Raw genomic sequence first — 13,571 nt, 5'->3', positions numbered from 1 at the left:
AACTCGCCCGTGATCGGCGGGAAGAAAGGAGAACACCGTTCCCGCATTGACGTAGATCAATGGAGACGCGTTTCGCTGCGACGATGATCCAGCCATGAAGCCAAGGGACGCATTTGCGTTACATGTTCAAGGCGCGAATGCCTGCTTGGTCCGCACCGTATCCACCCGTCGGGCGGATCGCGATTGCGCGCCCACGGACACCCCCTCAAAGGTTGCAAACATCATACTGTACCAGCGCACTTGGCTGGCACAGCCCACCGGATGGAGCCTTCCTTTATGATCTTGATGAAGATATCCTTTTCGCGTTCTTCGTGCCGGATTTTAGCCGCGTATCAGTAAAATTTTGCAGAAGTATCAATAATATGATGACCCCATCGGTCCCGGAAGTTCGCCGACGTCTCGCGGCAATCCTTGCGGCGGACGTGGTCGGGTATACGCGCCTGATGGAGGCGCACGAGGAAAACACCCATACCCGGCTGATGCGATTGCGCTCGGAAGTCCTCGACCCGGGCGTCACGGCGCAGAACGGAAGGATCGTCAAGAACACCGGCGACGGCTTCCTTGCGACATTCGATACCGCGCGCGATGCAACGCGGTGCGCGCTTTCGCTGCAAGAAGCTCTCGCCATGAATACAGCCGCGATGCCCGCCGACGAGCGCATCAGCTTTCGCATCGGGCTGAATGCCGCGGACATCATCGTCGAAGAAGATGACGTCTATGGCGAGGGCGTGAACATTGCGGCGCGCCTTCAGAACTATGCGCAAGCGGGCGGCGTCGTGGTGTCGGGAGCCGTTGCGGAGCAGATCGGCCAGGACCTGGACGTCAGCGTGATCGATCTTGGCGATCTGCATCTTCGCAACATGGGTCGACCTGTCCGCGTGTATGCGCTCCACCGACCCATGCAGCCCGCGAAGCTGGTTGGCGAAGCCCCGGTGGGCTCGGAACCCCGCCCCTCGATTGCCGTGCTGCCGTTCCGCATGAACCTGGCCACTCCGGAAGAGGGCTATTTCGCCGATGGTGTCGTCGACGACATCATTCGCGGCCTGGCCGGGCTCAAGGAGCTTTTTGTCGTATCGCGCGGCTCCAGCCTCGGCTTCAGCGGCCGCAACGTCGACGTCCGCGAGATCGGACGTCGGCTCGGGGTTCGCTATGTCCTCTATGGCGGGATTCAGAGGACGATGACCTCAGTCCGCATCGTGACCGAGCTCAGCGACGCCGAGTCGGGCGAAGTCATTCGTTCGGATTTGCACGAAGGCGACCTTGGCGAGCTGTTTGCGCTCCAGGATCGGATTGCCGTCAATGTCGTAAGACAGATCGCGCCGCAGGTTCGCGAGCGCGAGCTGATGCGATCGATGCGCAAACATCCGCAGAACCTGACCGCGTACGACCTCGTGTTGCAGGCGCTCGATCTGCTGTACCGGATGGACTACGATTCCTTCTCCAAAGCGCGTGGCCTGCTCGAGCAAGCCATTTCATACGACCCTAATTTTTCGCTGGCCTATTCCTACGTCGCGCTGTGGTATGTGTTCCGGATCGGGGAAATCGGATCGCCGGATCCCGAGGCTGACGTCATCGCCGGCGCCAGATACGCCAAGGAGGCGATCGATCGAGGCGGTGACGATGCATTCGCGTTGGCGGTGTATGGTCACGTCCAATCATTCTTGCTGCACGACTTTCAAAGCGCAAGGATAGCCCTCGACCGCGCCGTTGCCGCCGGCCCGAGTTCAGCCATGGCCTGGACCATGGCAAGCGCAACATCCGGCTTTCTCGGTGACGGCCCTGCCGCTCTGCGCCAGGGCGAGCAGGGCGTCCGGCTCTCGCCGCTCGACGCGCGCTCGTTCTGGCACGAGGGATTATTCGGCCAGGCTCACTACGTGAATGGCGACTATGAGCAGGCATTGGAGTGGGTGCGCGGCGCACTGAATCGCAACGGACTTATTCGCTTCAATCATCGCCTGCTCATCGCCACGCTCGGTGCCTTGGGCCGACGTGAAGAAGCAGCGGAGGCGGCACGCCGCTACCTGGAGATTCAACCCGGATTCCGTATTTCGTCCTACGCGCCGCACTGCCCGTTTCGTGGCGATGCATTGGACACCTGGCTCGGCCATCTGCGATCGGCGGGGCTTCCTGATTGACTGGTATTGCTGACGACAACTGCCGAACAAGGGAGAGACGTCAATGACTGGCAACACAGGTAACACGGGCAATACCGGAAACACCGGCAATACGGGAAACACCGGCAACGTCGGAGGGGGCGGCTGGCTTATTTCAGACCGCGTCGACTTGCCGTTCGTCACGAGGCTCGACCCCTCCGGCACAAACGAGCTTGGCACCCTGCGGCGGACGCCGCCGGCGCACTTCGGCAGCCGGCAATGGTCTGCAGAATGGTATGCGTGGCGTGTCCTGCATCAGTTCGTCGCCAATGTCCCCGGCTGGGCAGCGACCGTCGACGCCGACGCCACCCTCACGCAGATTCGGGCCGACCTGGTCGCCGGCTATACCGCTCAGATAGATAACCTCGTACTCGCCGCGCGGGATGAACGGCCGGATGCCATGGGCCTGATCCTCTCGCAGGACGTTGAATTCTTCACGGATTTTCTGGCTGTGCTGACCGCGCGGCCCGGCTCGCATACGCAAACCTGGCGCCTGTTGAACATCGCGAGTTTGATTGGGTCCTTTGCGGCATTGTATTTCAAGGACAGATACGATTTGCCTCGGCCGTCGCAGCTTTGTCCCGCATTGCTGCCGCCGATCCAGGTCCCCGGCCACTCATCCTGGCCGAGCGGGCATTCCACCCAGGCCCATTTCATGAAGAACTGCATGCTTCGGGTGTTCGCCGCGGCGGCGGTGTCTGCGGCCGACCAGGCCGTATGGAAATCCGACCTGTCGATTCTGGCGGATTCGATCGCCCGAAACCGCGAGATCGCCGGTGTGCACTATCCGAAGGATTCGGAAGGCGGCGCCAGAATCGCCGATCTGCTGGACACCGTCATTCTGACGCCGGCCGTCGTGCCGATGTTTGACAGCGCAATCGCGGCTGCCGCGGGCGAATGGCAATGAGCACCCGGGACGGGCGGAGCCCCACATACGACACCGAAGGCCTGAAGAAGGTCATCAGGGATTCGACGACCAGCGTGCTTCCTCCCACCGGATTTCGCACGATGGTCGCGTCGCAGGACGAGCTGAAGGCGCTCGGCTTTCCAAGACGACCGGACCCGGTGCTGCAGCCGGCCGAGTACGCATTCTGGCAGAAGATGTTTAGTCCGACGGTGGCGTTCGAGGCGTTCGATTTCCAAGTGCTTTCCCCCGTCACGGCGGGCCTTCGCCGATCGTTCGACCAATCGCCGCGGCGGGAAAGCAGCCTCAACTGGTCCGGTGCCTACATCACGCCGAGGGATGGCACCATATTCTCGTCGGTCTGGGGGAAGTTTCAGGTGCCGACGCCAACCCAGCCGGCGAGCGGCCGCGCCAGCGAGACATACCACAGTTCGACGTGGATCGGCTTTGATGGACAACGTCGATATTACCGATCGACGCTGCCGCAGATCGGCACCGCGCAGAACATCGATCCTGCCGCGGGCGGGGGCAGCCCGACGACCTCGTTCTTCGCGTGGTGGCAATGGTGGGTCAGGGGCGATCCGGCCCAGGCGCATCCGATCACGCTCGTGTCGCCGAAGATTCATGCCGGCGATCTGATCATGTGCCTCATGCAGGTGGCGCCGGATCGCACCGGCGTGTCGTTCGTGATCACGAACCTCACGACCAGTCGCTCCGTGCAGTTTTTTCAAACCGCACCCATGACCCAACTGGGGCAACCCTTCAGGATTCCCGGCGCAACGGCGGAATGGGTGATGGAGCGGTCGGCCCTCCCGGGAAATCCAACGCCGCTGCAGCTCCCGGACTACGGCACCGTGGTCTTCCACGACTGCGGCGCGTCGGCAATCAACATGGATACCGGAGCGACGGTGGAGCGCAATCTCTCCGGCGCGAAGCTCATCGACATGTACGTCGTGAAGGAAGGCCCGGAAAGGACCGAGAAGCCCTCCATTGCGAGACCGATTGATTCGACGGAGTTCCTTACCTACTTCCGCTAGCGCGCGTTCGACAACCCGCTGGGCGGAGGCCGCCGACATGCGGGGTTGTTGATCTATATTTCTGATAAAGCGAAATATTCTTGCACGAGGCGGTTGACGGGTTCCGCTGCGTTGCCCGTCGGGTTGCTTTGTCGCAGCCAAGACATCCGCGACGCCGCTATTTCGACCGTGCCACGGTGGTGCCGTCCCAATCCTCATCGGTGGGGTTGGCGAGCTGATGCCTGCATCGCGCGATCATCTGTGTCGAGGCCGCATCCGTGCCGCGGAGTTGCAAGGACCTCTCGAACGCGGCGATCGCTGCGGTGAAATCACCGGCGCGCCAGGCCGAAAGCCCGGCCTCATAGGGCGCGATCCAGTCGCGCGCGATCGGGCCCTCGTCGGCCATTGCGATCAACTCGTAGATTTCCAGCCCGCCGGCGCGGCCGTAGACGGCGAGCCGGTCGAGCTCGCGAACGACGATGCGGTCACCGGCCAGACGCCGCGTCTCCGGACCGATGATGATGGTCGATCCATAGACCTTGTTGGTGCCTTCGAGGCGGCTCGCGATGTTCACGGCATCGCCGATCACGGTGTAGTTGAGCCGCACTTCCGAGCCGATGTTGCCGACCAGCATGTCGCCGGAATTGATGCCGATGCGGATCCTGACCGCCTCTCCCTTGTCGTCGGCGAGGCCGGCCTGCGCGACCGCGCGCTGGCAGGCGAGCGCCGCCCGGCAGCAATCGGCGGCATGATCCGGATTGGCCGCCGGCGCGCCCCAGAACGCCATGACGGCGTCGCCGATGAACTTGTCGATGGTGCCGCTCTCCTGCTGGACCGCGGCGGAGACGATGTCGAAGTAGCGCGACAGCAACGGAATGATCTTGTCACCCAGCCGTTCCGACATGCCTGTGAAACCGGCGAGGTCGACGAACATCACGCTCATCGGCCGCACGGCGCCGCCGAGCCGCGCGCCGTTGCCGTCGCTGACCAGTCGCCGCACCAGATCGGCCGGAATGTATTTGCGGAACGCGGCGAGCCCCTGCGCCATGTCGCCGATCGCACCCGACAGGTTCTCGATCTCGGCAAGGCGCGACGGATGCCGCTCGACCTTGTCGAGGTCGAAGCGCTCGATATGCCTGATCTCGCCGACCACCTTGATCAGGGGCGCCGCGATCAGGCGCTGCGCCAGCCAGGCCGACAACAGCCCGGCGGCCGCGATCAGGGCCGCGAGCCCGATCAGGAGGCTGCGGATCGTCATTCGCACCGGGCCGAGGAATTCGGATTCCGGCACCACCGTCACCAGCGACCAGCCCGGGAACGATATCGGCGTCAACACCGCCTGATAGGCCTGCCCGTCCCGCGTCACCTGGGAGCGGTACGCCTCGCCCTCGCCGGGATCGTAGGCCTTGCCGGCCTGCCTGATCGCGGCGACCGCGACCGGCAGCAGCGGGTGATCGGTCTTCAGCGCATTCAGCTCGTCGGCGTCGGCATCGGGGGACGCGATCACGCCGCCGTCGCGATCGAGCAGGAAGGCGCCCGCCGACTTGCCGACCGTCAGTTGCGAGAGGAAGTTCGACACCCGGGTCAGCTCGATGATGATGGCGAGCACGCCGGTGCGCTCGCCGTCGACATCGATCGGCACCGACAGCATCGCGGCCAGCCGCTCGCCGCGGGGCAGCGTGGTCAGCGTCGACCATTGCTGGTCGCGGGCTGCGATCGCATCGCGAAACCAGGGCTGCTCCGTGACCAGATATTTGCCGTCCTCGACGGTGCTGCCCCTCGGCTTGATGTCGATGCCGGCATAGTCGTATTGATCGGCCCGCAGCTTGCGGTCGGGCGAGATGGTCAGCATCTCGACGCCGGCGTCGCCGAGCTTGTGGGCGCCAAAAAACGAGCCGTCCGGCCAGCCGAACGCGACCCACGAAATGGTCGGTTGCGACTGCAACTGCGACAGGAACACGAACTGCCGCTTGCGCGCGTCGCGGGCGTCCAGCACCTTCTCGGTCAACAGCGTCCGCACCGCCGTCATCGACGAGCGCGCTTCGGTCGTGATCGACTGCAGTTCGTCGCCGACCGCGGAGACGATCTGGTCGTTGATGGTGTCGGCCAGCGTCTGGCTCACCCGTTGTGCGGTGCGCCACCACAACAGATGCACGCCGACGGCGCTGACCACGATCGAGGTCAGGACGAGGGCGGAGATGGCGCTGCGGATGCCGATGCGCATCGATGAGGTCCGGATCAGCGGTTGCTTTACCGCATTACGGAACATATCCGCGATTGTTTCACCAGCGCAGGACGCAACGCAGCCCCCGGACACGGGCCTGTGACCATAGTTGAAGGCCTCAGTGACGAAACTTCTGGATTGTTGGCCGCGTACACGCCAAGACAAGCCAGCTATCTTCGAAGGTTCCTTGATGCACGACGTCACGATCCCGGCGGCCCTGATCGCCGGTCTAGTCAGCTTCCTGTCGCCCTGCGTGCTGCCGCTGGTGCCGCCCTATCTGATCTACCTGACCGGTGCGACCATCGAGCAGGTGAACCAGGACGGCGCCACCGCGGCCTCCAAGCGCGCCGTGATGATCTCGGCGCTGATGTTCGTGCTCGGCTTCTCGACCGTGTTCGTGGCGCTCGGCGCCAGCGCCTCGATCGTCGGCGGGCTGGTGCGCGCCTGGTCGGCCGAGCTCTCGATCCTGGCCGGCATCGTGATCATCATCATGGGCCTGCACTTCCTCGGCATCACCCGGATCGGACTGTTGATGCGCGAGGGGCGGCTGACCGCGCCCAAGCCGGTCGGGCTGTGGGGCGCCTATGTCATGGGCCTTGCGTTCGCGTTCGGCTGGACGCCCTGCATCGGGCCGATCCTCGCCGCGATCCTCTCGATTGCGGCCGCGGAGGCCACGGTGACAAAGGGCGCCGGCCTGCTTGCGGTGTATTCCGCCGGGCTCGGCATCCCCTTCCTGCTCGCCGCCTTCATGGTCAAGCAGTTCTCCTCGGTGTTCGCGCGGATGAAGCGCCATCTCGACACCGTCGAGCGCGTGATGGGCGTGCTGATGGTGATCACCGGCGTCGGCTTCCTGACCGGCGCGGTGTCCGGCGTCAGCGTCTGGCTGCTGGAAACCTTCCCGGCGCTGCAAAATATCGGCTAGGGCCCGTAACAAGCCCGCCTCGCCGGCGAAACTCCCACCATGACGCAGCCGTAGCTTTTGGCTCGTGCCTTCGCGTTCGCATCGAACGCCGGCGCAGGCTGCATGGCGGAATATTGGGAGGGTTTCGCATGAATTTCATCGTCAACCTGCTTATTTTGCTGCCGGCGCGGATCGCCTCGCATTTCGCCTGGGCCGGGCCGCTGATCATGCGGATCATCGTCGGCTACACCTTCATGCTGGCCGGCTGGGGCAAGCTCACCAACCTCGCCCAGGTCACCGAGAATTTCGTCGGCTGGGGCATCCCCTTCCCGACCATCCTCACCCCCTTCGTGTCCGGCGTCGAATGCTTCGGCGGCGCGATGCTGATCCTCGGCCTGTTCACCCGCATCCCGGCCGCGATGCTCGCGGTGGTGATGATCGTCGCGATCAAGTCGGCAAAATGGGGCGACGTCGACTCGCTGGAGACCTTGCTCGGGTTCGAGGAAGCGACCTACTTCGCCGCCTTCATATGGCTTGCGATCGCGGGTCCCGGCGCCGCCTCGCTGGACCGCCTGCTGGTCAACGCGACCGAGAGCCAGAAGGCGCCGACCTGAGAGCAGCCCGGCAGGCCGGCTCACAATACCGTGACATGGCGAGCCCCGATCCCAGCGGCCCCGTAGCTCAGACGACCCTCGCCTTCGGGAGCGCGCCATGAGACTTGTCCGCAGCATCGCAATTCTCATCGCGTTGAACGCGTCGCCCTCACTTGCGGCGGACGCCCCGGCATGGACCGGCTGGAGCCACGATCTGTTCGCGCGCGCCACGACCGAGCAGCGGTTCGTCATCCTCGATCTCGAAGCGGTGTGGTGCCACTGGTGCCACGTGATGGAGAAGACCACCTACGCCGACCCCAAGGTGCAGGAGCTGCTTGCGGCGAAATATCTCCCGGTCCGCGTCGACCAGGACGCCAATCCGGACCTCTCGAGCCGCTACGGCGACTGGGGCTGGCCTGCGACCATCGTGTTCGCGCCTGACGGCAGCGAGATCGCCAAGATCAGGGGCTATATCGAGCCCGAGCGGATGCAGTCGCTGCTCAAGGCCATCATCGACGATCCCTCGCCGGGCCCGTCGGTCGGCGAGGCGTTCGAGATCAAGCCCGCCACCTCGGCCTTTCTCGGCAAGGCGCAACGTGCAGAGCTGACCAGGACGTTCGACGAATCCTACGACGACAAGCTCGGCGGCTGGGGCGAGAACCAGAAATATATCGACGCCGACAGCCTCGACCTTGCGATCAGCCGGGCCGAAGCCGGCGACACGACGGCAACAAAGCGCGCAAGGCAGACCCTCGATGCCGCGGTCGCGCTGATCGATCCGGTGTGGGGCGGCGTGTTCCAGTATTCCGAGGCCGGCTCCTGGAGCCATCCGCATTTCGAGAAGATCATCTCGTTCCAGTCACAATACCTGCGGCAGTACAGCCAGGCCTATGCGCAATGGAAGGCGGCGAAATATCTCGCGGCCGCGCGCGATGTCGAACGTTACCTCACGGACGTCCTGCTGAGCCCCGACGGCGCCTTCTATGTCAGCCAGGACGCCGATCTCAATCACGACGTCGACGGCCACGCCTATTATGCGCTTGATGATGCCGCGCGCCGCAAGCTTGGTCTGCCTCGCATCGACAAGAACCTCTATGCGCGCGAGAACGGCTGGGCGATCTCGGGCCTCGTGGCCTATTACGACGCGAGCGCCGATCCCAAGGCGCTGGCGATCGCCGAGCGCGCAGCGAAATGGGTGCTCGCCAATCGCTCGCTGCCGGACGGCGGTTTCCGCCATGGCGACAAGGATCGCGGCGGCCCCTTCCTCGGCGACACCGTCGCGATGGGACAGGCCCTGCTCGATCTTTACGCCGCGACCGGCAATCGCGACTGGCTGACGTCGGCGGTGGGAGCCGGCGACTTCGCCGCGACGTTCCGTGACGACGCCGGCGGCTTCTTCACCTCGAAGACGTCGGAAGGACAGGCCGGCGTGTTCGCCAGGCCCGCCAAGCTGATCGACGACCAGATCCAGGTCGCGCGCTTCATGAACATGCTCGATCGCTATGTCGGTAGCGACGGCACCCGTGAACTGGCTGCGCATGCGATGCGCTATCTCGGTGCAGCATCGGCCGAGATGCCGCGGCCGATGCCCGGCGTGCTGCTCGCCGATGAGGAGCTGGCCACCGAGCCGACGCATGTCACCATCGTCGGACACAAGGACGACGCCCGCGCGCAACGACTGCATGCGATCGCCCGCGCCCTGCCCGCTCGCTACAAGCGGCTCGAATGGCTCGACCTGCGCGAGGGCAAGCTGCCCAACCCGGACGTCGACTATCCAGATCTTGGCGAGCCCGCGGCCTTTGCCTGCAGCAACCGCATCTGCTCCTTCCCGGCGTTCAGCGCCGAGGAGTTGCAGGCGAACGTGGCGCAGATGGCAAAGCTGAAGCCGGCGCGCGCCGCGCAAAATTGATTAAGATGCACGCAGTGCAATGCAGCAAACCGGTCGACTTGGCGCAATGAATACTCTTTGGCCGACGGTGTTTGATATGAACCGGGCGTCAGACCCGGACCAAACAAAATTTTCTTTTGAAACGCTGTAACCAAATCGCCTGATACCTCGTAGCTGATCTTGGACGAGCACTCAAATCGCGGGAAGCACCGCGCCGCGGACGCCCCTGCGATCTGATTGCTCTCCGAATGCCCATCCGTTGTGCGGTCCGGGATCGAACGATCGAAGGATGCTCACGGCGCCATGTTTTTTGCTTTCAAATGATCACCGAGGAGATCGTCATGAAGTTGAGTTCGAAGTCCGGCGCAACGCTCGCCGTCGCTGCGGCCACCCTGTTCCTCGCCGGCTCCGTGGTTTCGACCACCTCGACGCCCGCGAATGCCGCCACGGGCAAGTGCATGGCCGGCAATGCCTGCAAGGGCCAGAGCGCCTGCAAAGGCGGCGCCAATTCCTGCAAGGGCCTGAACGCCTGCAAGGGCACCGGCTTCTCGCTGAGCTCCGAAAAGCAGTGCAACGCGATGGGCGGCAAGTTCGTCAAGGGCTGATCCCATCGTCCCAAGAGGGCCCGGCGACGGCGCCGGGCCATTTCACGCCAAGGCGTGGATAAATGATCCCGGCATGAGTAACCAAAGCGGACCATATCCGTAGCTATCTTTGGGTGCAGCCTTCGGCCAACTCACACGGTTTGCAGGCGGCGCACCTTCAACCATCTTGCACAAGGAGACGCTCATGAAGCTTACAACCAAGTCCGGTGCCACACTCGCCGCCGCCGCCGCCACGCTTTTCCTGGCCGGAGCCGTGGTGTCGACGCAGTCTTACGCTGCGAGCGAAGGCAAATGCGTTGGCGCCAATGCCTGCAAGGGCCAGAGCGCCTGCAAGGGCGGCAACCACGCCTGCAAGGGTCAGAATGCCTGCAAGGGCCAGGGCTTTGCGGAGATGACGAAGGCCGACTGCACCGCGGCGAAGGGCAAGTTCAAGGCCGGGTGAACGGATCGGACCAGGCGGGGCCCGGTGTAGGCCGGGCCTCGTTTCCATGATAGTTTTCTGAAGTTGGGCGCCACGATCCTGGCGCCGGAAGCGCGGAGCCGCCATGAACGTTGCGAGCCGATCACCGGACAAGTCGGTGCTCGCAGAGCGCCCGCTGCAATCAGCCAAGCCGCCGTTCCTCGGTTTTGGCCTCGGCCTGCGCGCCCAGCACTACGACGAGATCCTGAGCGGTAACCCGCCGATCGACTGGTTCGAGGTGATCAGCGAGAACTACATGCTGCCGGGCGGCCAGCCGCTGCGCATCCTCGACCGGATCTGCGCGCGCTATCCCGTGGTGATGCACGGCGTCTCGCTGTCGATCGCCTCCACCGCGCCACCGAATTTCGACTATCTGCAAAGCCTGAAGGACCTCGCACAACGCGTGCAGCCGAAATGGGTGTCGGACCATCTGTGCTGGACCGGCGTGCACGGCAAGAACCTGCACGACCTGCTGCCGATCCCCTACACACAAGAGGCGCTCGATCACGTCGTGAGCCGCGTGCAGCTGGTGCAGGATTTCCTCGGCCGCGCCATCGTGCTCGAGAATGTCTCGACCTATGTCCAGTTCGACAATTCCGAGATGACGGAGTGGGAATTCCTCTCCGAGCTGTCGCGCCGCTCCGGCTGCTGGCTGCTGTTCGACATCAACAATGTCTATGTCAGCGCCTTCAACCACGGCTACGATCCGATGGCCTTCCTCAACGGCATTCCGCCCGATCGCGTGGTGCAATTCCACATGGCGGGCCACAGCCATATGGGCACCCACATCATCGACACGCACGACCATCCGGTGTGCGAGGATGTCTGGGACCTCTATGTTGCGGCTTTGAAGCGGTTCGGACGCGTTTCGACCATGATCGAACGCGACGACAACATCCCGCCGCTCGACGAATTGCTGCGCGAGGTCGAGCGCACCCGCGAGATCGCCGGGCAGGTGCTGCCTGCGGGCGCGCCCGCGGCATGAGCGACTTCGCGCGCCAGCAGGGTGACTTCCAGCACGCCATCCTCACCGGCGACGAGGGCATCCTGACCGAAATCCTCGACAGCCCCAGGGAGACGCGCGCGACGCTGTTCGGCGTCTACCGCCATGCCTATGGCTCGCGGCTGGTCGAGGCGATGCGTAACGACCACGAGCTGCTGCATCGCTTTCTCGGCGACGAGATGTTCGACGAGATGGGCCATGCCTACGTCAAGGCACGGCCGTCCGAGCACCCGAACCTGCGCTGGTTCTCGCAAGGATTGCCGGATTTCCTGAAGGCCACCGCCCCCTACAGCAACCATCCGGTGCTCGCCGACCTCGCCGCGCTGGAGAAGGCGTTGAACGACGCGTTCGACGCCGCCGAGGGCGCCGTGCTCGCGCTGGAGGCGATGGCCGGTTTCGCGCCCGAGCAGTGGAACGATCTTGTGTTCCAGCCGCATCCGAGCGCTGCGAGGATCGACCTGTTGACCAATGCCGCTTCGATCTGGATGGCACTGAAGAACGACGAGACGCCGCCCGAGACGGAGACGCTCGCCGAGCCTGCGCGTCTCCTGATCTGGCGCCAGGACACGACGCCGATGTTCCGCGAGCTGCCGACGGAGGAAGCGATGATGTGGGACGAAGCCTCCGATGGCGTTCCGTTCGGCGTGCTCTGCGAGATGCTCGCGACCTACGACGATCCCGACAATGCCGCAGCGCGCGGCGCCGGCTATCTGCACGGCTGGATCACGGCGGGGCTTCTGACAGCGGCATCCATCTGCAAATAGCGGGCCCGCGACATGACGCGATGAAAAGCATCCCGACATATCGCGTGATCGCCGCCGCGATGCTGGTCGCGGCGATCCTCATCGGCATCGCATCGTGTCACGTCGAGGCGCAGTCCGAGTTCATGCGCGGCGAGGGCATGCCTTACGACGCCTTCGACCGGCTGCCCAAGACCGATCTCGACATCGCTGGCGCCACCATTCATGTCGGGTTCGCACCCGGCGAGATAGCGCTGCCCAAGGAAAGGATATTCGACTGGATCAAGGCGTCCGCCCGCGCGGTCTCGATCTATTACGGACGGTTTCCCGTCAGCTCGTTGCGGCTCTTGATCGTGCCGGTCGACGGTTCGCGCGTGCGCGGCGGCACCACATGGGGCTATCGCGGCGCCGCGATCCGGCTGCCGATCGGCCGCGACGCGGGCGTGGACGATCTCAAGCGCGACTGGGTGATCGTGCACGAGATGGTGCACACCGCCCTGCCCGATCTCGACGACCGTTATGCCTGGCTGTCGGAAGGGCTCGCGGTCTATGTCGAGCCGGTCGCGCGGGTGCAGGCCGGCGATCTCACGGCGCGGGAAATCTGGACGGCTATGCTGCGCGACATGCCCAAAGGCCTGCCGCAGGCCGGCGATGAGGGCCTCGACAAGACCGACACCTGGGGCCGGAAATACTGGGGCGGCGCGATGTTCTGCCTGTTCGCCGACGTCGAGATCCGCAAACGCACCGGCAATAAATTCGGCTTGCAGGATGCGATGCGCGGCGTGCTCACCGCCGGCGGCAACCACGAAAAGGACTGGCCGCTCGTGCGCGTGCTGTCGACCGCCGACAAGGCGGTCGGCGTCGACGTGCTGACGCGGCTGCATGGCGAATGGGGATCGAAACCCGTGACGCCCGATCTCGCCGGACTATGGCGCGACCTCGGCGTCAGGCTCCAGGGCGACAGCGTCGAATTCGACGACCGCGCACCACTGGCCGATATCCGCAAGGCGATCACCGAAGCGCGCGCGCGCTGAAGCGCGCTTTTTTGAGCGTGATCTCCGCGCAAACGCTTTGCGTTTGTCGC

12 protein-coding genes are annotated in these 13,571 nt (G+C 64.3%); 11 read left to right on the top strand and 1 reads right to left on the bottom strand.

Translation table 11 applies throughout. From position 1 onward, the window contains the following. The first annotated feature begins 365 nt into the window (after nt 1-365). The 3 genes from ACE10Z_RS13300 to ACE10Z_RS13290 are packed head-to-tail and all read left to right on the top strand — an operon-like array spanning nt 366 to nt 4,094. Entirely contained in the window at nt 366-2,135 is a 1,770-nt protein-coding gene (locus tag ACE10Z_RS13300) for an adenylate/guanylate cyclase domain-containing protein (protein WP_375788314.1), read from the top strand. Between the two features lie 43 nt (nt 2,136-2,178). Further along, nucleotides 2,179-3,060, top strand: a complete 882-nt coding sequence (locus ACE10Z_RS13295; RefSeq protein WP_375788313.1) for a phosphatase PAP2 family protein — start codon at nt 2,179-2,181, stop codon at nt 3,058-3,060. Further along, complete coding sequence (locus tag ACE10Z_RS13290) at nt 3,057-4,094, top strand: A4/G1 family peptidase (protein WP_375788312.1); 1,038 nt, start codon at nt 3,057-3,059, stop codon at nt 4,092-4,094. The genes ACE10Z_RS13295 and ACE10Z_RS13290 overlap by 4 nt, the downstream gene beginning before the upstream one ends. A 157-nt stretch (nt 4,095-4,251) precedes the next feature. Here ACE10Z_RS13290 and ACE10Z_RS13285 read toward each other — a convergent pair whose 3' ends face one another. Next, nucleotides 4,252-6,297: an adenylate/guanylate cyclase domain-containing protein gene (locus ACE10Z_RS13285; RefSeq protein ID WP_375788311.1), complete on the bottom strand. Its 2,046-nt coding sequence runs from the start codon at nt 6,295-6,297 to the stop codon at nt 4,252-4,254. Between the two features lie 190 nt (nt 6,298-6,487). Between ACE10Z_RS13285 and ACE10Z_RS13280 the strand changes: the two genes are divergently transcribed. The 8 genes from ACE10Z_RS13280 to ACE10Z_RS13245 all read left to right on the top strand — a co-directional run bounded on the left by ACE10Z_RS13280 (nt 6,488) and on the right by ACE10Z_RS13245 (nt 13,521). Continuing rightward, nucleotides 6,488-7,219: a cytochrome c biogenesis CcdA family protein gene (locus ACE10Z_RS13280; protein WP_375788310.1), complete on the top strand. Its 732-nt coding sequence runs from the start codon at nt 6,488-6,490 to the stop codon at nt 7,217-7,219. A 128-nt stretch (nt 7,220-7,347) separates the two neighbouring features. Continuing rightward, nucleotides 7,348-7,812, top strand: a complete 465-nt coding sequence (locus ACE10Z_RS13275) for a DoxX family protein (RefSeq protein ID WP_375788309.1) — start codon at nt 7,348-7,350, stop codon at nt 7,810-7,812. Nucleotides 7,813-7,909: 97 nt separating this feature from the next. After that, complete coding sequence (locus tag ACE10Z_RS13270) at nt 7,910-9,700, top strand: thioredoxin domain-containing protein (RefSeq protein ID WP_375788308.1); 1,791 nt, start codon at nt 7,910-7,912, stop codon at nt 9,698-9,700. Nucleotides 9,701-10,020: 320 nt separating this feature from the next. Continuing rightward, the gene (locus ACE10Z_RS13265; protein ID WP_342727657.1) at nt 10,021-10,284 is read left to right on the top strand and encodes a hypothetical protein; all 264 of its coding nucleotides are present in this window, start codon (nt 10,021-10,023) and stop codon (nt 10,282-10,284) included. Between the two features lie 184 nt (nt 10,285-10,468). Next, nucleotides 10,469-10,726, top strand: coding sequence for a hypothetical protein (locus ACE10Z_RS13260; RefSeq protein ID WP_021077200.1), 258 nt, complete (start codon nt 10,469-10,471; stop codon nt 10,724-10,726). A gap of 103 nt (nt 10,727-10,829) precedes the next feature. Then, entirely contained in the window at nt 10,830-11,729 is a 900-nt protein-coding gene (locus ACE10Z_RS13255) for a DUF692 domain-containing protein (protein WP_375788307.1), read from the top strand. After that, a complete protein-coding gene (locus tag ACE10Z_RS13250; RefSeq protein ID WP_375788306.1) occupies nt 11,726-12,511 on the top strand; it encodes a putative DNA-binding domain-containing protein in 786 nt (261 codons plus the stop codon). Before ACE10Z_RS13255 ends, ACE10Z_RS13250 begins: the two co-directional genes overlap by 4 nt. 20 nt (nt 12,512-12,531) lie before the next feature. Continuing rightward, nucleotides 12,532-13,521: a hypothetical protein gene (locus ACE10Z_RS13245; RefSeq protein ID WP_375788305.1), complete on the top strand. Its 990-nt coding sequence runs from the start codon at nt 12,532-12,534 to the stop codon at nt 13,519-13,521. Nucleotides 13,522-13,571: the final 50 nt, after the last annotated feature.

This window comes from Bradyrhizobium sp. Pha-3, assembly GCF_042258615.1.
Taxonomy (GTDB): domain Bacteria; phylum Pseudomonadota; class Alphaproteobacteria; order Rhizobiales; family Xanthobacteraceae; genus Bradyrhizobium.
This window is presented reverse-complemented; position numbering and strand designations above follow the sequence as displayed.

Bases quoted from the DNA above. Each gene is read 5' to 3' on its own strand.
- ACE10Z_RS13300 (WP_375788314.1), top strand. From the start codon at position 366: ATGACCCCATCGGTCCCGGAAGTTCGCCGACGTCTCGCGGCAATCCTT.
- ACE10Z_RS13295 (WP_375788313.1), top strand. From the start codon at position 2,179: ATGACTGGCAACACAGGTAACACGGGCAATACCGGAAACACCGGCAAT.
- ACE10Z_RS13290 (WP_375788312.1), top strand. From the start codon at position 3,057: ATGAGCACCCGGGACGGGCGGAGCCCCACATACGACACCGAAGGCCTG.
- ACE10Z_RS13285 (WP_375788311.1), bottom strand. From the start codon at position 6,297: ATGCGCATCGGCATCCGCAGCGCCATCTCCGCCCTCGTCCTGACCTCG.
- ACE10Z_RS13280 (WP_375788310.1), top strand. From the start codon at position 6,488: ATGCACGACGTCACGATCCCGGCGGCCCTGATCGCCGGTCTAGTCAGC.
- ACE10Z_RS13275 (WP_375788309.1), top strand. From the start codon at position 7,348: ATGAATTTCATCGTCAACCTGCTTATTTTGCTGCCGGCGCGGATCGCC.
- ACE10Z_RS13270 (WP_375788308.1), top strand. From the start codon at position 7,910: ATGAGACTTGTCCGCAGCATCGCAATTCTCATCGCGTTGAACGCGTCG.
- ACE10Z_RS13265 (WP_342727657.1), top strand. From the start codon at position 10,021: ATGAAGTTGAGTTCGAAGTCCGGCGCAACGCTCGCCGTCGCTGCGGCC.
- ACE10Z_RS13260 (WP_021077200.1), top strand. From the start codon at position 10,469: ATGAAGCTTACAACCAAGTCCGGTGCCACACTCGCCGCCGCCGCCGCC.
- ACE10Z_RS13255 (WP_375788307.1), top strand. From the start codon at position 10,830: ATGAACGTTGCGAGCCGATCACCGGACAAGTCGGTGCTCGCAGAGCGC.
- ACE10Z_RS13250 (WP_375788306.1), top strand. From the start codon at position 11,726: ATGAGCGACTTCGCGCGCCAGCAGGGTGACTTCCAGCACGCCATCCTC.
- ACE10Z_RS13245 (WP_375788305.1), top strand. From the start codon at position 12,532: ATGAAAAGCATCCCGACATATCGCGTGATCGCCGCCGCGATGCTGGTC.